General features: G+C 64.6%; 17 protein-coding genes. 3 read left to right on the forward strand and 14 right to left on the reverse strand.

Annotation, left to right across the window (positions count from 1 at the left end; all coding sequences use genetic code 11):
• Nucleotides 1-2: 2 nt before the first annotated feature.
• The 8 genes from IE266_RS19825 to IE266_RS19860 all read right to left on the reverse strand — a co-directional run bounded on the left by IE266_RS19825 (nt 3) and on the right by IE266_RS19860 (nt 9312).
• Nucleotides 3-467 (reverse strand): tripartite tricarboxylate transporter TctB family protein, encoded by a 465-nt coding sequence (locus tag IE266_RS19825; protein ID WP_189681857.1) that lies wholly within the window; start codon nt 465-467, stop codon nt 3-5.
• 61 nt (nt 468-528) lie between these two features.
• Nucleotides 529-1518 carry a Bug family tripartite tricarboxylate transporter substrate binding protein gene (locus IE266_RS19830; RefSeq protein ID WP_189681858.1) on the reverse strand — a complete coding sequence of 330 codons (990 nt, stop codon included), beginning with the start codon at nt 1516-1518 and terminating at the stop codon, nt 529-531.
• 44 nt (nt 1519-1562) lie between these two features.
• Nucleotides 1563-3860, reverse strand: coding sequence for a molybdopterin-dependent oxidoreductase (locus IE266_RS19835; protein WP_189681859.1), 2298 nt, complete (start codon nt 3858-3860; stop codon nt 1563-1565).
• 10 nt (nt 3861-3870) lie between these two features.
• Nucleotides 3871-4608, reverse strand: a complete 738-nt coding sequence (locus IE266_RS19840; protein WP_189681860.1) for an enoyl-CoA hydratase/isomerase family protein — start codon at nt 4606-4608, stop codon at nt 3871-3873.
• 16 nt (nt 4609-4624) lie between these two features.
• Nucleotides 4625-6751: an acetate--CoA ligase family protein gene (locus tag IE266_RS19845; protein WP_189681861.1), complete on the reverse strand. Its 2127-nt coding sequence runs from the start codon at nt 6749-6751 to the stop codon at nt 4625-4627.
• Between the two features lie 10 nt (nt 6752-6761).
• Nucleotides 6762-7520 carry an enoyl-CoA hydratase/isomerase family protein gene (locus IE266_RS19850; protein WP_189681862.1) on the reverse strand — a complete coding sequence of 253 codons (759 nt, stop codon included), beginning with the start codon at nt 7518-7520 and terminating at the stop codon, nt 6762-6764.
• A complete protein-coding gene (locus IE266_RS19855; RefSeq protein WP_189681863.1) occupies nt 7517-8107 on the reverse strand; it encodes a cysteine dioxygenase family protein in 591 nt (196 codons plus the stop codon). The genes IE266_RS19850 and IE266_RS19855 overlap by 4 nt, the downstream gene beginning before the upstream one ends.
• A 14-nt stretch (nt 8108-8121) precedes the next feature.
• Nucleotides 8122-9312: a CaiB/BaiF CoA transferase family protein gene (locus IE266_RS19860; RefSeq protein WP_189681864.1), complete on the reverse strand. Its 1191-nt coding sequence runs from the start codon at nt 9310-9312 to the stop codon at nt 8122-8124.
• Between the two features lie 311 nt (nt 9313-9623).
• Here IE266_RS19860 and IE266_RS19865 point away from each other — a divergent pair, with 311 nt between their 5' ends.
• Complete coding sequence (locus IE266_RS19865) at nt 9624-10385, forward strand: IclR family transcriptional regulator (RefSeq protein WP_189681865.1); 762 nt, start codon at nt 9624-9626, stop codon at nt 10383-10385.
• Between the two features lie 5 nt (nt 10386-10390).
• Here the strand turns inward: IE266_RS19865 and IE266_RS19870 are convergent, their stop codons facing one another.
• The 6 genes from IE266_RS19870 to IE266_RS19895 form a co-directional block, all read right to left on the reverse strand.
• Entirely contained in the window at nt 10391-11152 is a 762-nt protein-coding gene (locus IE266_RS19870; RefSeq protein WP_189681866.1) for an ABC transporter ATP-binding protein, read from the reverse strand.
• Nucleotides 11149-11997 carry an ABC transporter ATP-binding protein gene (locus tag IE266_RS19875; protein WP_189681867.1) on the reverse strand — a complete coding sequence of 283 codons (849 nt, stop codon included), beginning with the start codon at nt 11995-11997 and terminating at the stop codon, nt 11149-11151. Before IE266_RS19875 ends, IE266_RS19870 begins: the two co-directional genes overlap by 4 nt.
• A gap of 9 nt (nt 11998-12006) precedes the next feature.
• Nucleotides 12007-12933 carry an ABC transporter permease gene (locus IE266_RS19880; RefSeq protein ID WP_189681868.1) on the reverse strand — a complete coding sequence of 309 codons (927 nt, stop codon included), beginning with the start codon at nt 12931-12933 and terminating at the stop codon, nt 12007-12009.
• Nucleotides 12930-14000, reverse strand: coding sequence for an ABC transporter permease (locus IE266_RS19885; protein ID WP_229864314.1), 1071 nt, complete (start codon nt 13998-14000; stop codon nt 12930-12932). Before IE266_RS19885 ends, IE266_RS19880 begins: the two co-directional genes overlap by 4 nt.
• Nucleotides 13997-15586, reverse strand: coding sequence for an ABC transporter substrate-binding protein (locus IE266_RS19890; RefSeq protein ID WP_189681869.1), 1590 nt, complete (start codon nt 15584-15586; stop codon nt 13997-13999). The genes IE266_RS19885 and IE266_RS19890 overlap by 4 nt, the downstream gene beginning before the upstream one ends.
• A 100-nt stretch (nt 15587-15686) precedes the next feature.
• Nucleotides 15687-17066: an aspartate aminotransferase family protein gene (locus tag IE266_RS19895; RefSeq protein ID WP_189681870.1), complete on the reverse strand. Its 1380-nt coding sequence runs from the start codon at nt 17064-17066 to the stop codon at nt 15687-15689.
• Nucleotides 17067-17324: 258 nt separating this feature from the next.
• Here IE266_RS19895 and IE266_RS19900 point away from each other — a divergent pair, with 258 nt between their 5' ends.
• Nucleotides 17325-18365: a histone deacetylase family protein gene (locus IE266_RS19900; RefSeq protein ID WP_229864316.1), complete on the forward strand. Its 1041-nt coding sequence runs from the start codon at nt 17325-17327 to the stop codon at nt 18363-18365.
• Between the two features lie 37 nt (nt 18366-18402).
• Nucleotides 18403-19971 carry an ABC transporter substrate-binding protein gene (locus IE266_RS19905; RefSeq protein ID WP_189681871.1) on the forward strand — a complete coding sequence of 523 codons (1569 nt, stop codon included), beginning with the start codon at nt 18403-18405 and terminating at the stop codon, nt 19969-19971.
• Nucleotides 19972-19987: the final 16 nt, after the last annotated feature.

Raw genomic sequence — 19987 nt, forward strand, 5'->3', positions numbered from 1 at the left:
CCTCAGAACAGCAGTCGCAGCGTGCTAGGCATGGGAACACCCGCAAGCTCGATAAAAATGATGTGGATGGCGATGGCAAAGCCCGCCGCAACCGCAAGCCCTCTCCCCCAGCCGATATCCGCCGTGAAGACGAACAGCGCTAGGGTAAAGGTAAAGGTGCCGGCCTCGATGCCGATCACCGGGATCAGCAGGACGAAGCCAAGCAGCGCCGCCGCGAAGGGCAGCGCCCGCGCGGCACGGATCTCACCGGGCGAGACAGCTTCGGTGGGAGCGCCCAGCGCGCCGAAGGCTAGCAGAAGCAGCCCCGTGATAAGCACCAGCCAGGCGAGGTGGGTTGGAAAGTCGCCGGGGGCGAGCGAATGGGGCTGGGTGAAGCCCGGATCGTCGATGCCATTCGGGACCACGACCGCGACCAGCAGAATGCCGATCAGGACAGTCACAAGTCCGGGGATCAATCGCAGGATCATGCGAAACCTCCTGGATGTGCCGCGCGGTTCCGCGTCGCTGCGGCGGCCGCGCGGCGGGCCATCATTGGGTCAGGCCGAGCGGCGTCAGGATGTCGCCGTACTGCTTGTAGTTCGACTGTATCAGCGCACCAAACTTGTCGGCGGGCAGATACTTCGGCATCACGCCCAGCGCCGCGAGCCGCTCGATCACCTGCGGGTCCTTCAGCGCCTGGTCGACGGCGGCGCTGAACTGCTGCACCGCCTCTTCGGGTACGCCAGCCGGCGCGATGAAGCCGAACCACGAGGCGATGTCCTCGAAGCCCTTGAACCCGAGATCGTTCAGCGTCGGCACATCCGGCAGTCCGTCCCAGCGTTCGTCGTTGAGGATGGCGATCGGCTTGACCGCGCCGGCCTGCGCCTGGCGCAGCACTACGGCGTCGAACTGGCCGTCGACATGGCCGCCAAGCACGTTGTTCATCGCCTCGCTCGATCCCTTGAAGGGTACGTGGTTGACCTCGACCCCGGCCGAGGCGGCGAAGATCTCAACGTACAGATGGGTGATCGAGCCAATGCCGGCCGAACCAAAGGTCACCTCGCCGGGATGCGCCTTGGCATAGGCGATGACCTCGTCCAGCGTGTCGGCGGGGAAGTCCTTGCGCATGGCTAGGGCGCCGTAGCTTTCGGCAACCTTGGCCACGGGCTGGATCTCGGTCAGCGGGTCGTAGTTCAGCTTGCGCATCAGGGGTGCTATCACCAGCGTCGCTGTCGGCACGAAACCGAAGGTCAGCCCGTCGGGCTCGGCCTTGGCAAGTTGGGTGACACCGATCACGCCGCCACCGCCACCGATGTTCTCAATTGTGATCGTGCGTCCGAGGATGGCCTCGATGGCCGGGGTAACGGCACGCGTGATGTTGTCCGAGGTGCCACCCGGAGCATAGGGAACGATCATCCGCATATTCCCCTCGGGCCAATCGGCCCTGGCCTGCCCCGGCATCGTCAACGCCGTGGCGATCGCGGCCGCCCCAGCCAATATGCTCCGGCGTGTCCAGCCGGCATTAAAAATATTGGTCATGTCGTCTCCTCCCTTGGATTGGAACTGGTGGTCTTCGCGGTCCTTCAATTCTCCTCACGGGCCACGAAGTGCGGCAAATTGAATGCAGTCGTGCAAGGTGGCGCATTCACCGGCCCGGTGATGCGTACAAGGCAGGTCTGGGCGACGCTGCCCTGCGCCAGGCTCGACGTTCCCTTGTCGAGCGTAAGCACGTTGGGGTTGCCGTGACGGTCGCGACCGCTCTCGTCCGGGTCGTGCCAAGCACCGGTCGACAGCCGCGCCACGCCGGGCATGATACGGTCGTTGAGCCGTGCAGCCGCAAGGCAGGCGCCCCGGTCATTGGAAAGCTCCACGACGTCACCGTCGGCAATTCCACGCTCCGCGGCGTCGGCGGGATTCAAGTGTACCTGCTCGCGCCCGCCCACCTTGTTGTCACGACTATGCGCGCTGGCATCGAGCTGGCTGTGCAGCTTGCGTTCCGGTTGGTCCGACAGCAGGTGCAGCCGATCGTCGCCCGCGGGCAGCCGACCGAGCCATTCGTCCGGTTCCAGCCAGACCGGGTGGCCGGGGCAATCGGCAAGACCGAAGCTGTCGATCGTCTCGCTGAAGATCTCGATCCGCCCGGAAGGCGTCGACAGTCGGTTAGCCTCGGGATCGGCGCGGAACGCATCGAACATCACCACCGGCGCCTTCTGGTCGGCAAAGTCGATCAGGCCGATTTCGCGGAACTGATCATAGTCGGGAATGTCGATCCCCTGCCGCGCCAGAACGCCGCGGTTCTGTTCGTAGAGCTTGCGGAGCCAGGCGGCGCTGTCGTTGCCTTCGGTGAAAGTCTCCTCGCAATCGAGACGGCGCGAGAGTTCCGTGAAGATATCGTAGTCGTCGCGCGCTCCGCCCAGCGGCGGCACCAGCTGCCGCATCGCAACCATGTGGCCCTCGCGGGTCGAATAGCCTATGTCGTCGCGCTCGGCCGGAATGGTAGCCGGCAGCACGATATCGGCGTGCTTGGCGGTGGCGGTCCAGTATTGCTCGTTGACTATCACCGTTTCGGGCTTTTGCCATGCCCGCTCAAGGCGGTTTAGATCCTGATGGTGATGCCAAGGGTTACCGCCGGCCCAGTAGATCAGTCGGATATCGGCATAGGTCCGGGTCTTCCCGTCGTAGGGATAGCTGCCACCGGGCGAAAGCAACATGTCGGCAATCCGCGCCACCGGGATGAAATCGGAAACCGCGTTGCGGCCCTGTGGCAAGGTCGGCCCCACCAGCAGCCCCTCATTGCTGCCCAGCGTGTTCGCCGCGCCATAGCCGAAGCCGAACCCGCCACCCGGCAAGCCGATCTGCCCCAGCATCGCCGCCACGGCGACCAGCGCCCAAACCGGTTGTTCCCCATGCGAGGCACGTTGCAGGGACCAGGACATGTTCAGCATGGTGCGGTGACTCGCCGCGTCGCGCGCCAGCTGCCGGATGGTGTCTGCCGGCACACCCGAGATGCGTTCCGCCCATTCCGGGTTGCGCGCAGTGCCGTCGGCGCCTCCGTTCAGATAGGCCAGAAAGCGGTCGTAGCCGGTGCAGTATCGGTCGAGGAATGCGCGGTCGGCCAGCCCTTCGTCATGCAACACATGCGCCATGCCAAGCAGGACGGCGGTATCTGTGTTTGGCCGGCAAGGCACCCATGCCGCTGCCGCATTGTCGAGATTGTCGCCCACAGGGCCGACGTTCACCATGCGGATGCCGGCTACGCGCATGGCGTCGATGCCGGGCCGCACATGGTGGCGCAGGACGCCGCCGGCCGAGATCTGGGCGTTCTTCCACGGCACCCCGCCAAAGCAGAGCAGCAACTGGGTATGGTCGCGCAGCACATCCCATGAGGTGTGATTGGCCATCACATAGGGCATCGACGCGATGATATGCGGCAGGATCACCCGCGCGGCGCCCAGCGAATAGGAGTTCTCATGGCGCACGTAACCGCCCGCCGCGTTCAGGAAACGATGGACCTGGCTTTGCGCGTGGTGAAAGCGGCCTGCGCTCGACCAGCCGTAGGAGCCGCCAAAGATCGAACCGTTGCCGTGTGTCTTGCGGACCCGGTCGATCTCGGCCGCAGCGAGGTCAAGCGCCTCATCCCAGCCGATCTCGACAAAGGGATCGCGGCCACGCAGGTCGGGGCGGCTGCCGGGGCCGCCGTCCAGCCAGCTCTTGCGTACGGCTGGACGGCACACCCTGATCGCTTGCACCCCGGCCTCGAGTTGGTCCAGCCCGATCACGTTCGGATCGGGATCGCCAGGCCAGGGCAACAGCCTGATCTGCCCGTCCGCCGCGATTTCAGCGGTCCGGATGCCCCAATGGGCCGAGGTGAAAAGCGTCATGTCGGTTCCCTTATTTCCCCGTAAAATTGGGGCTTCGCTTCTCGCGATAGGCCGCGAGACCCTCCTGCAGGTCGGCACTGTTGCGAACAGTGTTCAACGCCGCCTGGGTCAGCGCCATCTGCTCCGAGGGGGACTTAACCAGCATGTGGTCGTTGACCATCGCCTTGAGCGTCCCCAGCACCAGCGGTGCCATGCCGGCCAGTTCCTGCGCCATGCCCAGCGCGACCTCGACATGCTTGCCCTCCGGCGCGATCTCGTTGACCAGACCCATCTCGTAGGCGCGCCGCCCCGAGACCGGGCGGCCCAGAAGCATAACTTCCATCGCCATCTTGTGAGGGATGCGCGCGGCCAGCGCGGCGATGATGCCGCCGGTCAGCCCAAGCTTGGCCTCGGGATAGGAGAACTTGGCCCGTTCCGTCGCCACGCAGAGATCCGACGTCGCCGCCATCACCAGCCCGCCGCCGACACACCAGCCGTCGACCGCGCAGATGATCGGCTTGTTGGTCCGGATGCCCACCGCCGGCACGCAGCGCCAGAGTTCGGGCAGGTCGGTCACGTCGGCGCCCGAGGTGAAGGCCTTCTCGCCAGCCCCGCAAAGGACCGCGACCCGCTGGTCCGAGGCGTCGAACTCCTCGAAGGCCTTCTGCAGGTCCACCGCAACCCCGCTGCTGATCGCGTTCAGTTTTTCCGGGCGGTTGATGGTGAACACCGTGACCCGGCCTTCCTGCCGGACGTCAATATCGCTCATTCTGTTCTCTTCCCTCTTACTTGTCGTTCATCAGAAGCCGGGCATCGACGCCGGTGCAGCCCTGGCCGGCCTTGCCAACCAGCACCGGGTTCACGTCGAGTTCGCCGAAGCGGTCACCCAGGTCATGGGCAAGCCAGCTCACCCGGCTGACCGCGTCGGCCAGCGCGCCCAGATCCAGCGGCGCGCTGCCACGGAAGCCCTTGAGCAGCGGCGCGACGCGCAGACCCAGCAGCATCTCGCGGGCCTCCGCGGGCGAGACCGGAGCCAGCCGCACGGCCACATCTTTGAGCAGTTCGACCAGCACGCCGCCAGCGCCCACCATGACCACCGGCCCGAACAGTGGATCGCGCCGTGCGCCGACAAACATCTCGAGCTCGCCCGACACCATCTCCTGCACGAGGTAGCCCTCGATGACCGCCTTCGGATGGCCTGCCGCCAGCCGTGCCGCCATCGCGGCCACTGCCGCCTCGACCGCCTGCGCGTCCCCCAGGTTCAGGGCCACACCACCGGCATCAGACTTGTGCACAATATCGGGCGAGACGACCTTGACGACGAAGGGCGCCTTCAGCCCCGCCGCCGCCTTGCCGGCGGCCGCCGCGTCTGGGGCCACCACGCCCCGGTTCACCGGCACGCCGTAATCGGCGAGCACCGCCTTTGCCCTGGCCTCGTCAAGCGCGCCGCTCAGCGCCTCGGCCGAAGTCTTGCCCGGCGAGCCGCCCTTGTCGGCGCGGGTGCCGGCCATCGCCTGCATGGTGCGATAGCCGTCGATCACGCGGATCGCCTCATCCAACGAGTCGAAGTAGAACAGCCCGTGCTTGAGCAGTTCTGCGCGCGCCTTGTTGGCCGCCTGCCCCGGCTGAAGCACCACCAGGCAGGGCTTGCGGGCCCCGCCCGCCTCGGCACTAGCCAGGCCCTTGGCGATGCATTCGCAAAGCAGCCGCATGTCGGGCGCCGTCGTCAGCGGGCAGAGCACGATGCCCGAGGCCGTGTCCTGCAGCAGCGCTTGGGCCGAGCCCTCGCCCACTAGCATCGACCCGCCGGTGATCGCCGCGCCCATGTCGATCGGGTTCGCCTTGGCATTGTCGGGGTAGTAGTACTGTTCCAGCGCCGCGACGGTTTCGGGCGCGTAGCTGGCCAGCGGCAGGTTCCAGTCGGTCAGCCGGTCCGCGGTGATCGCGCCGCCGCCGCCCGAGGTGGTCAAGATCGCGGTTTCAAGGCGTTTCGGCTGGTCGAAACGGGTCAGCGCCGCCGCCAGCATGATCATCGCGTCCGGGTCGTCCATCAGCACCACGCCAGTCTCGCGGCAGGCGGCCGCGAAGGCCTCGTAACTGCCGGCGAGGCTTGCCGTATGCGAGAAGGCTGCCGCCGCGCCAAAGTCGGTGCGCCCGGCCTTGACCGCGAGCACCGGCTTGCCCGCCGCGCGGGCCCTCTCCGCCACTTCGAGGAAGCGCCGTCCATCCTTGACACCCTCGATATAGGTGCAGATCACATCGGTCGCGGGGTCGTCGACCAGGAAGTCGAGGAAGTCGCAAAGGTCGAGATCGGCCTGGTTGCCGATCGAGAAGCAATGCGAGAAGCCGACGCCGCGGGTCTGCGCCCGGTCGAATATCGTCGCCATCAGCGCGCCCGACTGGCTGACCATGCCGATCCGGCCGACCAGAAGCTTGTCGACGAAAAGCGCCGGCGAGGCGCAGAGCACCAGTTTGTTCACCGGGCTGATTAGGCCAAGGCAGTTCGGACCGATCAGGCGCATCCCGAACTTGCGGGCCTCCTCGACGATCTCGGCCTCGAGCGCGGCGCCTTCCTCCCCAGCATCCGAGAACTTGGCGGTGATGATGATCGCTGCCTTGGTGCCGGCTTCGGCGCATTCGCGCACCGCCGCTTTCACGTGGTCGCGCGGCACCGCCATCACCGCCATGTCCGGCGGCGTCGGTGTCGCACCGATGTCGGTGTGGCAGGCGATGCCCAGCAGCGACTCGCGCTTGCGGTTGATCGGATAGATCTGGCCTTCGAAACCGTGATGCACCAGCAGCTTGAACAGCCGGCCACCAAATTTCGTCAGGTCCTCCGAAGCGCCGATCACCGCAACGGACTTCGGCTCCAGCATCTCGGCAATACGCGCCGGACGGGTCATATCGTTCATTCCTCTTCCCTCAACTCTGCGCCGGTGCGGCGCTGGTCCTTGTCTTCAAACCGGCCCGATAGGCCATGATCCGGTCGCGCAGGCCACGTGGCGCGGCCGAGCGCACGAGCCGCGCGAGGTCGCCATCGGCATCCGCCGGCCCCGAGAGCACGGCACGCAACGCCCGTCCGGTGACCTTCGGCAGACGGGCGGCCAGCTCTGCCCCGGCGGCGATGGCCGCCGCCTCCTCTCCCGGCGCGATCACTCGCTGTGCGAGGCCCAGCGCCACCGCCTCCTCGGCTGTAACCAGGCGACCGCCCAGCAGGATCTCCGCCGCCGGCCCGTCGCCGATGCGCGCGCCCAGCCGGCGGGTGCCCAGCACCAGCCCGAAGTTCACCCCCGGAAAGGCAAAGCTGGCCCCTTCGACAGCCACCCGACGCTGGCAGGCAACGAAGATGTCGGCCCCGGCGCCCATCGTGCGCCCCTTGGCGATCGCAAGCGTCGGAACCGGCAATTGCCACAGTCGGTCGAGCATCATCTCGATGCGCACGAAACGGGCGAGCAGATCGCCGTCGCTGAGCTCTTCCAAGTCGGCGAGGTCGAAGCCGGTGCAGAAGTGGCGTCCCGCGCCGGCCAGCACCAGCAGGGGCACATCATCAGCCACGGCCTGCACGCAGGCCGCATCCAAGGCATCGGTTAATTCCTCGGACAGGGCGTTGCCCTTGTCGGGGCGGTCCAGCGTCAGCAGCCGGTGCCCCTCACCGTCCGAGACACGCAGCGGTCCGGTCATCCGGTCATGCCCCAGATGTTGGGCAGGGTGGTATTGGAATAGCCGGAAATGAAGGTCGATTCCTTTCCGTCCGAAGCAAAGACATGGCGGCGCACCGCACCGATGTTCGCGCCATAGACGTGGATCGAGATGGAATCCCGGTCAGTCTCGGCATTGCTGACCTTGTGGATATCGCCGACACGCGGCGAGACAGCCACTACCTCACCTGTCTGCAGCACCGCGTTGTCGGTCGGGGTCATGCGGCCGTCGCGCAGTTCGTAGCCGATGCTGCGTTCTGACCCGCGCAACTGCCCCACCAGACCCCAGACCGTATGGTCGTGGACCGGGGTTTCCTGTCCCGGTCCCCAGACGAAGCTGACGACCGAGAAACGCTCCTGCGGGTCGCAGTAAAGCAGATGCTGCTGATAGCCCTGCGGCCGGCCCTGCGCGCAATCAGCGGGCAGCCAGTCGTCGACCGCGACAAGGTTACGCAGCAGGTCGGCGCCATCCTTGAGGATGATCGCCTCGTCACCATTCGCCCGCGACACCAGTGCGCTGAGTTCAGACAAGAAATGCCGCAGCCGGCCCGTATTAAGTTGTTCCGCCATGAAATCTCCTCCCTTCAGCGCGCCGCCGTGGCGCGATCGTTTTCCATCTCTTGCACCAGCCCCAGTACCGTCGCCCGGTCGCCGTCCAGCTCCGGAGGCCCGCGCCGGATCGATGGCGCGCTGCCGTCAATGCGCAGCGGGCTGGCAAATGTGTGGGTTTCCTGCCCGTTGGGCAGCCGCAGCGGCTGCACCCATTTCTGTTCGGCAACATGCGGGTCCGAAAGCACCTGGGAATAGGCGTTGATCGGCGAACAGGGCACACCCTCGGCGGCCAGGCTGTCGAGCCAGTCGCGTGCCGGCCGGGTGGCAAAGACCGCATTCAGAATCTGTTTCAGTGCCTTCTGGTTGGCCGCTCGGTCCCGTGTGGTCAGGAAGCGCGGATCCTCGACAAGGTCCGAACGGTCGACCACATCGCAGACCGAGCGCCAGAGCTTGTCATTGCCGGCGGCGATTACGAAGTGCGTATCGCTGGCCTGGAAAGCCTCGTAGGGGGCGTTGCGCGGATGCGCGGCACCGAGCTTCTGCGGGTCGCGGCCGCTGCCGAAGTATTCGCTCGTCTGCAGCGCCGCGATGCCCAGGCTCGCGCCCAACATCGAGATGTCGACATGCCCGCCCTTGCCGGTCTCGCGCACGCGGGTCAGCATCGAGGAGATGGCGAAGGCGGCATAAAGCCCGGTCGAGAAATCCGAGATCGGCACGCCACATTTCACCGGCCCGCCATCCTGCTCGCCGGTCACGCTCATGATGCCGGAGAAAGCCTGGATCGTAACATCGAAGCCACCATCGCGCGCGCGCGGGCCGGTCTGGCCATATGCGGAGAGCGAGCAGTAGACGAGATCGGGGCGGCTCTCGCGGTAGCGGGCCGGGCCGAGGTTCAGACGGTCCATCACGCCGGGGCGGTTATTCTCGATCACCACGTCGGCGCGGCGGATCAGGCTGTCGGCGATGGCATGGCCCTCGGGCGATTTCAGATCGAGCGCGATGGACATCTTGTTGCGGTTCAACGAGGCGAAGTTTTCGCTGAACCCTTCGTTCAGCGGTGGCCACTGCCGCAGGGTGTCGCCACTTGGCGGCTCGACCTTGATCACCTCGGCACCCATGTCAGCCAACAGCATTCCGCAGAACGGCCCAGCGGCCACGCTGCAGAATTCCACCACCGTCACACCGGCGAGCGGGGCATCGAAGCTCTGTTCAGATACGCTCAAATCTTCCTCCTCATACCCCTGGGGATAGTTCTAAATATTGAGATATGATACCTCTATGTGGAATACTTTGAAGTTTTGAGATCAAAGGTCAAGCAAGAAATCTGTTTGCCCCCTGCTTGGCTCGTGAACATTGCGCTACAGTTGGATTCAGACCCCGGATCCGAGATGCCGCGGGCCGGGGACACCTGATGGGAAGCCGACATAGCAGCCAATCCACACCTGAAGTGATTCTTAAAAATTAGAATGGCATCCCAAATTATGACATAATAAAGTTAAGACCCAACCCGAATCGCAGGCAGGGAAGAGACCGAATGGACAAGACTTTGCTCAAGGGACTGCAGGTACTCGAACAAGTCGTGAGCGCTTCGGAACCGGTCAAATCGGCGCATATCGCCACGGAACTCGGGTTGATGAAGAGCAATGCCCACCGCGTGTTGAAGACACTCGAATTCGCGGGGTACATCGTCCAGGACCCGAATACCAAGGAGTTCACCAGCAGCCTCAAGCTCTGGGAGATGGGCTCGCAGATCGTGAATCGGCTGGACCTGCGCAAATGCGCATCGGTGCCACTGCACGACTTGGCGCACGAGACCGGAGAGGCGGTGCACCTATCGGTGCTGGACGGGACGGAAGTGATCTATATCGACAAGATCGACAGCCCGCAGCCGGTCGGGGCCTATACCCGAACCGGTGGACGGGCGCCGGCCTATTGCGTGGCGACTGGGAAGGCACTGCTTTCGGAACTGACCGACGAGGCGCTGACTCCGATTCTCAAGAAACTGGTCAAGCACTCGAACCTGACCATCACCGACCCGAAGGTCCTGCGCGCCGATCTGATCGAGACACGCAAGCGGGGCTATTCGATCAACAGGGGTGAATGGCGCGAGGCCGTCTGGGGCCTTGCCGCAGTGATCCGCGACTCGCGCAATGACCCGATCGCAGCCGTCGGCGTGTCCGGCCCCGACTTTCGTTTGTCGGAACCGGAGCGCACCGAAGTACTGGGTGAAGCAGTAAGACGCTATGCCGCGACCATCTCGCGCGGGTTGGGCAACCGGGGCCCGTTCGCGTCCTGAGCCGATCAGCGTACGTGCAGGACCACCGCGGCCTCCATGCGCGCCGCCTGAAGCAGCTTGCGCGTATAGGGGTCCTCGGCGCAGCCGGCATGGAGCGCCTGCTGGCTCAGTTCCTCCTTCAGGATCCCGTTCTCCAGCACCATCACGCGGTTGCACATATGAGCGACCACCCCCAGGTCATGGCCAACAAAGAGCATGGAGAAGCCGCGCTCGGCGTGCAGCTGCTTGAGAAGATTCAGCACCTCGGCCTGCACCGAGACATCCAGCGCCGAGGTCGGTTCGTCCAGCAGCAACACACGCGGCTCTAGGATAAGCGCCCGCGCAATCGCCACGCGCTGGCGCTGCCCGCCCGAGAGCTGGTGCGGAAAGCGGAAGCGGAAGGAAATCGGCAGACCGACCGCCGATAGCGCCGCGCGCACCTTGTCTTCCCGCCCCCCAATGCCGTGGATACGCAACGGCTCTTCGAGAATGCGCCCGATGGTCTGGCGCGGGTGCAGCGAGGCATAGGGATCCTGGAACACCATCTGAACGGTGCCCGCACGGGTCAGCCGGTCGGGTCGGGGCGGCATTCCGTGGATCACGATCTGCCCGTCCGAAACCGGTTCGAGCCCCATGATCGCCCGCAGAATGGTGCTCTTTCCCGATCCGGACTCGCCGACCAGACCAACGCATTCCCCCGGCCGCACCGAGAAGGACACACCGCGCACGACGGTGGCCGCGCCGAAGCGGACGCTGAGATTTTCGATGTCGACGGCTGCTGCGGTCATGATTTCCATGCCTCCTGGCGTTCCAGGGTCGGCAGCACGTCGACCGGGTGGCCCAGCACCGGACGGCAACCGATCAACCCCTGCGTATAGGAATGCCGCGCCGCGTGGAGATGGCGGGATTCCAGCGTTTCCATCACCCGCCCGGCATACATCACCACGACCCGGTCGGTGTACGAGGCAACGAGGTCGAGGTCGTGGCTGATGAGCAGCAGGCCCATGCCTCGGTCTTCGACAAGCTTCTGGATCTCTTCCAGCACGTCGGTGCGCACGGACGTATCCAGCGCCGACGTCGGCTCGTCCGCGATCAGCAGGTCGGGCTGCGCGGCCAGCATCATCGCGATCATGATGCGCTGCCCCATCCCGCCCGAGACCTCGTGCGGGTAGAGGTCGAAGACCCGCTGCGGCTCGCGGATGCTCACCGCCTCGAGCAGATCCATGGCGCGTTCGCGCGCTGCCCGGCGGCCCTCGCGGTGATGCAGGCGGCAACTTTCGACGATCTGCTGACCCGCCGTCATCAGCGGGTTGAGCGACTGGCGCGGGTCCTGGAGGATCATCGCAATCCGGCTCCCCCGCAGACGTTCGAACCCAGCTTCGGACATTCCTCGGAGGTCGATCCCGTCGAAATCCATCCGGCTCGCTGAGACCTTGGCCGATACGGGAAGCAGACCGATCAGCGCCCGCGCGCTCACCGATTTGCCCGAGCCGCTCTCGCCGACGATGGCGACACGTTCGCGTCCCATCGTCAGGTTCAAGTCGTGCACCGCCGTCACCGGCCCGCGATGGCCAGCAAAGGTGATGGTCAGGTTGCGCAGGTCGACCAGCGGCCTGTCAGTGCTTGCAGTCATGCGCCCTCCTCACGACTGTCGCGGGTCGAAGACATCGACCAGCCCGTCACCCAGGAAGTTGAAACCAAGGCAGGTCACGAAGATCGCGGCGCCGGGGAGCGTTGCCACCCACCACTGGTCGATCAGGTAGTCCCGCCCCGTGGCGATCATCGAGCCCCATTCCGCCGTTGGTGGCTGCATCCCGAGCCCGAGGAACCCCAGGCCGGCCGCGATCAGGATGATGCCGGCCATGTCCAGTGTCAGGCGCACGATGGCCGACGGCATGCAGAGCGGCAGGATGTAGAGACCTAGGATGCGCAGCGGCGAAGCGCCCTGGCTGCGGGCCGCCTGGATGAACTCGCGGCGGCGGAAGGACAGCGTCTCGGCCCGCGCCAGCCGCGCATAGGGCGGCCAGCCGGTCAGCGCCACAGCGATCACCGCGTTCTCGATCCCCGGCCCCAGCACCGCGACGAAAGCCAGCGCCAAGACAAGGCGGGGAAAGGCCATCACGATATCGGTCACCATCATCAGCGTGCGATCGACCCAGCCACCGAAATAGCCCGACACGATACCCGCGGCGAGGCCGACCGGCCCGATCAGGATCGACACCAGGAACACGATGGTGAGCGTCACCCGGCTGCCATGGACGATGCGCGAGTAGATATCCCGCCCGAGGTGATCGGTGCCGAACCAATGCTCGGCCGAGGGCGGCAACAGGCGCATCTCGAGATTGGTGGCCAGCGGATCATGGGTCGCGATCCAGGGCGCGGCCGCTGCCGTGAACAGAAGCAGCAGAACGATGAGGAAGCCGCTTACGGCCAGCGGGTTGGCCATGAACCGGCGGGCCGAGAGATAGACCTGCACCGCGCGGCCCTGAAACACGCTTTCGGGCTGTTCCGCGGTAAGCCAGCCCCGCCACCCGGAGGCGGGGGCACGGTCGATATGCGCTGCGCTCATTTCGTCCTCGGGTCCAGGATACGATAGAAGAAGTCGGTGGCACGGTTCACGATCACGAAGCAGATCCCGATCACCAGGGTGCCGCCGAGCACGGCGTTCAGGTCGGCCGAGAACAGCGCCTGGGTGATGTAGAGCCCCAGCCCCGGCCAGGCGAAAACGGTCTCGGTCAGCACCGCGCCTTCGAGCAGATACATGAAGGTGAGCGAGACGACCGTCAGCACCGGCACGGCGACATTGCCGAAGGCATGGCGCCAGATCACCCGGCGCGCCGGCACGCCCTTGGCGCGGGCCGCGAGGATGTATTCCTGCGACAACTGCTCGATCATCAACGATCGTGTCATGCGGGCGATATAGGCCATCGAGAAATAGCCCAGGATCCCCGCCGGCAGGATCAGATGCGAGATCGCATTGCCGAAGGCACTCCATTCCCCGGCCATGATCGTGTCGATCAGCACGAACCCCGTGCGAACCGGCACGGTATATTGATAGACCATGTCGAGCCGGCCCGGTCCGGCAACGAGGTCCAGCTTGGCGTAGAACACCAGCAGACCGACAAGGCCGATCCAGAACACCGGCACGGAATAGCCGACCAGCGAGATGATGCGGATCAGGTGATCAGTCGGCCGACCCTGCCGCACGGCGGCGGTGACTCCCAGCGGCAGTCCCAGCAGCGTGCCGATCAGCGTGGCCACGATGGCCAGTTCCATCGTCGCGGGAAACACCCGCAGCGTGTCGTCCAGCACCGATTGGCCGGTCATGTTCGACACTCCGAAGTCACCGCGCACGACCTTCGAGAGGTAATCAGCGTATTGCACCAGCAGCGGCTTGTCGATGCCCAGCGCCTCGCGCGCCGCCTGGTAGGCCTCGGGCGTGGCCCGGTCCCCGACCATCACAAGCACCGGGTCGATCGGAATGACCCGCGCGATCAGGAAGGTCACGAGCGTGAGGCCCAGCAGCGTCAACATCAGGCTGAGCCCGAAGCGCGCCATGGCGCGCCCGCCACGATGGATGGCGCCGGGCTCCTGCCCGGCGCCTCCGTTGTCGCCAGTCGCGGAGAGGCTCGTCACTTGGTGATCCTGCGGAACACATAGGTGTCGAACGCCGGACCCGAGATCCAGCCCTCGACGTTGGCGCGCATCGCCACCGGCTCGACCTGCTGGAACATGACCGCCATCGGGCTGTTGTGGCGCAGGGCGTTCTGGATGTCGGCATAGAGCGGGATCCGCTTGTCGGTGTCACGCTCGCGCATGGCCTGCTCTGCCATCGCCTGCACGTCCTTGTCCTGCCAGCCATTGCGCCAGGCCGCGGTCTTGACGCTGCTTTCGGCCGAGTTGTCCGGGTTGCTCACGAAGAAGTCGATGGTCGAATGCGGATCACCATAGTCCGGCGACCAGACCATCAGCACCAGCTCGTGGTTGCGCGCCCGGTATTTGGTGAGCGTCTGCTTGCGGTCGCCGGCGATGATATCCAGCGTCACGCCTGCCTTGGCGAAATCCGCCTGCATGGCCTCGGCAATGTCGCGGAAGGGCGATGCGGCGAAGATGTCGATCGAGATCTTCAACCCATCCGCATAACCCGCTTCGGCCAGCAGCGCCTTGGCCTTCTCGGGATCGAAGGAATAGGGCATGTCGTCAAGCGCCGCGAAGCTGCCGCTGGAGAGCACCGATTGGTGCGCCTTGTATTGCCGCTGCAGCAGCTTGCCCGCAATACCCTCATAGTCGACCAACCAGCGCATCGCCTCGATCACCTGCGGCTTCTGGAACATCTCCTTGGTGGTGTTCATACCGAGGTAGAGAACCGTGCTCTTGGGATCGAGCTCGATCTTGACGTCGCCATTGGCGCTGAGCGCTTCGAGCTGGTCCGAGCCGAGGTTGCGGGCGATGTCGATGTCACCCTTCTCGAGCATCAGACGCTGCGTGGTGCCTTCGGGCACGTGCCGGATGATGATCCGCTTCATGTCGGGGGCGCCCTGGAAGTAGGACTCGTTGCTTTCCAGCACGATAACTTCGTTGGCCTTCCAGTCACGCAGCACGAAGGCGCCGGCGCCGGCGGAATTCGTGCGCAGCCAGTCATGGCCCAGGTCGCCATCCTTCTCGTGCGCCATGACTTCGGTCTTGTCTACAACCGAGCCGACACCCGCCGAAAGCGCGTTCAGCACCAGCGTCGGCGCCATCTGTTCGGCAATCTTCACCACCAGGGTCGATGGATCCGGAGCCGTCACCATTTCGGCAACGTTCTCGGGGGTCCAGCCGAATTGGGTCAGGATGAAAGCCGGGCTCTTGTTCAGAGTGACCACGCGCTGCAGCGAAAAGGCAGCATCGGCCGAGGTGACGGGATTGCCCGAAGCGAAGACAAGATCGGGACGCATCTTGAAGGTCAGCGTCATGCCGTCTTCAGACACTTCCCAGCTTTCGGCCGCCCCGCCGACCAGCTTGGTCTGGTCATCCTCGTCACGGGCGACAAGCCGCAGGTAGACGTTGTTGCTGACCTCGCCACTGACGAATTCGAAGACCTCCGCCGGGTCGAAGGAGATCACCCCGTCGATCGCCTGTGCCACCATCAGCGTATCCGGCGGGGTGGCCGCCTTCACGAAGGGAGCTGCAAGCGCCAGGGCGGCGGCAAGGGCAAGCCCCTTGAATCGGTAATGTTTCAAGTAATCCTCCTCTCATGTTCGGCACCGGAATACAGTCCAGCGCCCCCTCCCATGGGTCAGTCCGCCGGGGCGCGTTCGGCCCTGGCGGACTGACCCGTTGTCAAACCGTCTCTGCCGAGAACTCGCGCGCGACGAAGTCGAGGCCGTCCTCCACGGCATCGAACAGGACGTCGATCTGCTCCTTGGTGATGATCAGAGGCGGACAGAAGGCCACCGCATCGCGCAGGGCCCGCACGATGACGCCGTTGCGCTGCAGATGCGACTGGAACGCCGGACCAACCCCGCGCGCCGGCGCGAAAGGCGCCCGGCTTGTCTTGTCGGCCACCAGCTCGATCGCGCCGATCAGGCCGACGCCTCGGGTGTGTCCCACGTTCGGCCGGTCGGCCAGCGCCGCCAGGCGCGCCTGGAAATGCGGCGCGACCTGGGCGACATGGCCCAGGATGTCGCGTTCCTCGTAAATCTTCAGCGTCTCCAGCGCCACAGCCGCGCAGACCGGGTGCCCGGCATAGGTCACTCCATGGGCGAAGACGCCGTGCTTGCGGCTTTCCTCGACCAGCGCATCATAGATCTTCCCGCTGATCAGCGTGGCCGAGATCGGCAGGTAGGAAGACGACAGCGCCTTGGCGACCGTCATGATGTCGGGCTTCAACCCGTAGGTCTCGCAGCCGAACATCTTGCCGGTGCGGCCAAAGCCGCAGATGACCTCATCCGCGATCAGCAGGATATCGTATTTCCTGAGGATCTTCTGAACCCGCTCGTAATAGCCCTTCGGCGGAACGATCACCCCGCCCGATCCGCTGACCGGCTCGGCGATCAGCGCGGCGACTGTCTCCGGCCCCTCGGCCAGGATCTGCGCCTCGAGGCTTTCGGCCAGGCGCTGCGCAAAAGCCTCTTCGCTCTCGCCGGGGTTGGCGTGGTGATAGTGGCTCGGGCAGTCGGCGTGGATGATGTTGCGGATCGGCAGATCGAAGTCGGCATGGTTCGCCGGCAGACCGGTGAGGCTGCCCGAGGCCACGGTCACGCCATGGTAGCCGCGCCAGCGCGAGATGATCTTCTTCTTCTCGGGACGGCCCTTCTGGTTGTTGTAATACCAAACCAGCTTCACCGCCTGGTCGTTGGCCTCGGAACCGGAATTCGCAAACAGCACCTTTTCGAGGCCCTCGGGTGCGATCGAGAGCAGTTTTTCAGCAAGGTCGATCGAAGGTTCGGTCGAGCGGTGATTGAACAGATGGTAGTAGGGAAGTTTGCGGATCTGCGCATTGGCCGCGTCGGCCAGGCGTTCCTCGCTGAAGCCGAGCGAGGTGGACCAGAGACCCGCCATACCTTCGAGGTACCGGTTGCCCTGGTCATCCTCCACGTAGCAGCCATCGCCTTTGACGATGGTCAGCAGGCGACTCTCGGTATCGTAAGACAGGTTTGAATAGGGGTGAACCAGCGTTCGGGCATCCCGTTCCGCGTTTGAGTTCCGCAACGTGCTCATCTGACTTTCCTTTCCTTCATCCGGCTGCACTCTGCGTTTGTGGATGTCTGGCAAGAAGTTCCACATATTAGAATGCTATACTTTTATTTGATATTACATGAAGCCGAATCCTGCGACCTGTCAAGCCGCGTCTTTTCATTCTTCGCGCTTGACAAAATTTTCGATTCGGACAGGAATGTTTTAAATCTCGATATGCAATACCAATATTTAGAATAAGCTCCGGACGATCTGCGAGCAAAATCACGGAGAAGGGCCCGTATGATGTTGACCGTCTATTCCGACCTGCACGAAGACCATGCCCCCGATACGATCTCTATCCGAGGCATGATCGTCGGCAACCTGGAATTGCCGTCTCGCGCACTGAATCTCGCAAAAGCTGCACGTGCGGCCGGTTGCGATATGCAGGCGCCGCGGGAATTCGGCGAGGATGCGGTCCTGGCCGTGCATACTGCGCCCTACCTGGAGTTCCTCAAGACCGCCTACGGCCGCTGGAAGCAGGCCTTTGGCGAAGACCGCGCCGGCCCCTATGCCTGCGCCCATGCCTCACCCACGCGCTACCCCGCCAGGGTGCCGGCCTCAATCCAGGCACAAGTGGGCTATTATCTCTCCGGCGGGTCCGCACCGATCGACGCCGGGACCTGGGCCGCCGCCCGCGACGCCGCCATGTGCGCTCTCGACGTGGCCGACCGGGTCTCGGGAGGGCTGCGCGAAGGCTATGCGATCTGCCGCCCGCCGGGCCATCACGCCTATGCCGACCTTGCCGGCGGCTTCTGCTACCTGAACAACGCGGCCATCGCCGGCCGGCTGCTGGCCGATCGCCAGGGCCGCACCGCCATCCTCGACATCGACGTCCACCACGGCAACGGCACGCAGGACATCTTCTATCGCGACGGCAAGGTGCTGTTCGCCTCGATACACGCCGACACCAACGAGGTTTTCCCCTTCTATGTCGGTTATGCCGACGAGACCGGCGAGGGAGACGGCAAGGGTACCAATCTCAACCTGCCGCTGCCGCGACGGTCGAAGGACAAGGTCTTTCTGGACGCGCTAGACACCGCGCTGGACCGGATCAAGGCCTTTGGCGCGCCCTCGCTGGTGCTGTCGCTGGGCTTCGATGCCTACGAGAACGACCCGCAGCAGGAGATGGCCGTCAGCACCGAGGGTTTCCGCGAGGCGGCGCGCCGGATTGCCGCCCTCGGCCTGCCAACCGCGATCATCCAGGAGGGCGGCTATTGCGTCGACGATCTGGGCAAGAACCTCACCGCATTCCTCGACGGCTTCCAGACAGGCCGGGAATGACAAAGACCTTACAAATAACAACAGGAGAGATTTACCGATGAAGCAACTTGCAACCGCGGCGCTGCTGGCGCTGACGACGGCCTTCGCCGCACATGCGGACGAGCCCCAGAAAGGTGGCACGCTGAACATGGTGGTGCAACCCGAGCCGCCGACCGTGATGCTGGGCCTCAACAAGCTGGGGCCGGTGTCGTTTGTCGGCAGCAAGATCTACGAAGGCCTTATCACCTTTGCGCCCGACATGACGCCGCAGCCTTTGCTGGCCAAGTCGTGGGAGATCTCCGAAGACGGTCTGTCCTACACCTTCCACCTGCGCGAGGGCGTCAAGTGGCATGACGGCGCTCCGTTCACCAGCGCCGACGTCATCTACTCCTTCTCCGAATTTCTGCCCAAGGCCTTCTCGCGGACCAAGCGCGTGATGTCCTTCGTGGAGGAGATGACCGCACCGGACGAGCACACCGTGGTCTTCAAGCTCAAAGAACCCTATGCCGCCTTCCTCATCATCTTTGAGGTAACCGGTGGCACCATGGTGCCCAAACACATCTACGAAGGCACCGACATCTTCAAGAATCCGGCCAACGACCACCCGATCGGCACCGGCCCGTTCAAGTTCGACGAGTGGAACAAGGGCAGCTACATCCACCTCGTCCGCAACGACGACTACTGGCAGGACGGCAAGCCCTATCTGGACGACCTCTATTTCCGCATCATCCCCGACGCCAACAGCCGTGCGATCGCCTTCGAACAGGGCCAGGTCGACCTGCTGCGCGGCGGCGATGTCGAGAATTTCGAAGTCTCGCGGCTGACAGCCATGGACGGCGTCGAGATGACCGAAAAAGGCTGGGAATTCTACGACCCGCTGGCGATCATCAACATCAACACCCGCAACGCGCCGCTGGACAACGTGAAGGTGCGCCAAGCCATTTCCTACGCGCTCGATCGTCAGTTCATGATCGACGCGGTCTTCGGCGGTTTCGGCAAGCCGGCCTATGGCCCGATGACCGAGCGGACCCCCTACTATGACCCATCCGTCCTGACCGACTACACCTTCGACCTCGACAAGGCCAAGGCGCTGATGGCCGAGTCCGGCGTCACCGCGCAGAACGGAGTCTATGCAACGCTCGACCTGATGCCCCTTCCCTATGGCGAAACCTGGCAGCGCCAGGCGGAATACATCCGCCAGCAGCTGAAGGAAATCGGCATCGAAACCAACGTTGTCTCGGTCGACGTTCCGGGCTGGGTCGAACGGACCACCTCCGGCAAGTTCGACATCACCACCAACTTCATCTACCTGCTCGGCGATCCGGCCATGGGCGTGGGCCAGACCTATCAGTCCGACAACCAGCTCGGTCGCGGGACCGCCGCCAACGTCGACGGCTACGAGAACCCCGAGATCGACCGCATCTTCGCCGAAGCCGGGAAGACGCTGGATCCGGCCAAGCGCAAGGCATTCTATGCGCAGGCGCAGGAGATCCTGTCGCGGGACGCTCCGGTGATCTGGTCGCACGCGATGTCCTACCCGACGGTCTATCGCAGCAAGATCAAGAACCTCATCACCACGGCGCCAGGCCTCAACGAGACGTTTGCGGACGTCTGGATCGCCAAGTAACGCCGGACCAAAACCG

It is taken from the genome of Seohaeicola zhoushanensis (assembly GCF_014656415.1).
Taxonomy (GTDB): domain Bacteria; phylum Pseudomonadota; class Alphaproteobacteria; order Rhodobacterales; family Rhodobacteraceae; genus Seohaeicola_A; species Seohaeicola_A zhoushanensis.

Coding starts and splice junctions, on each gene's coding strand:
- IE266_RS19825 (WP_189681857.1), bottom strand. CDS start 467: ATGATCCTGCGATTGATCCCCGGACTTGTGACTGTCCTGATCGGCATT.
- IE266_RS19830 (WP_189681858.1), bottom strand. CDS start 1,518: ATGACCAATATTTTTAATGCCGGCTGGACACGCCGGAGCATATTGGCT.
- IE266_RS19835 (WP_189681859.1), bottom strand. CDS start 3,860: ATGACGCTTTTCACCTCGGCCCATTGGGGCATCCGGACCGCTGAAATC.
- IE266_RS19840 (WP_189681860.1), bottom strand. CDS start 4,608: ATGAGCGATATTGACGTCCGGCAGGAAGGCCGGGTCACGGTGTTCACC.
- IE266_RS19845 (WP_189681861.1), bottom strand. CDS start 6,751: ATGAACGATATGACCCGTCCGGCGCGTATTGCCGAGATGCTGGAGCCG.
- IE266_RS19850 (WP_189681862.1), bottom strand. CDS start 7,520: ATGACCGGACCGCTGCGTGTCTCGGACGGTGAGGGGCACCGGCTGCTG.
- IE266_RS19855 (WP_189681863.1), bottom strand. CDS start 8,107: ATGGCGGAACAACTTAATACGGGCCGGCTGCGGCATTTCTTGTCTGAA.
- IE266_RS19865 (WP_189681865.1), top strand. CDS start 9,624: ATGGACAAGACTTTGCTCAAGGGACTGCAGGTACTCGAACAAGTCGTG.
- IE266_RS19870 (WP_189681866.1), bottom strand. CDS start 11,152: ATGACCGCAGCAGCCGTCGACATCGAAAATCTCAGCGTCCGCTTCGGC.
- IE266_RS19875 (WP_189681867.1), bottom strand. CDS start 11,997: ATGACTGCAAGCACTGACAGGCCGCTGGTCGACCTGCGCAACCTGACC.
- IE266_RS19880 (WP_189681868.1), bottom strand. CDS start 12,933: ATGAGCGCAGCGCATATCGACCGTGCCCCCGCCTCCGGGTGGCGGGGC.
- IE266_RS19895 (WP_189681870.1), bottom strand. CDS start 17,066: ATGAGCACGTTGCGGAACTCAAACGCGGAACGGGATGCCCGAACGCTG.
- IE266_RS19900 (WP_229864316.1), top strand. CDS start 17,325: ATGATGTTGACCGTCTATTCCGACCTGCACGAAGACCATGCCCCCGAT.
- IE266_RS19905 (WP_189681871.1), top strand. CDS start 18,403: ATGAAGCAACTTGCAACCGCGGCGCTGCTGGCGCTGACGACGGCCTTC.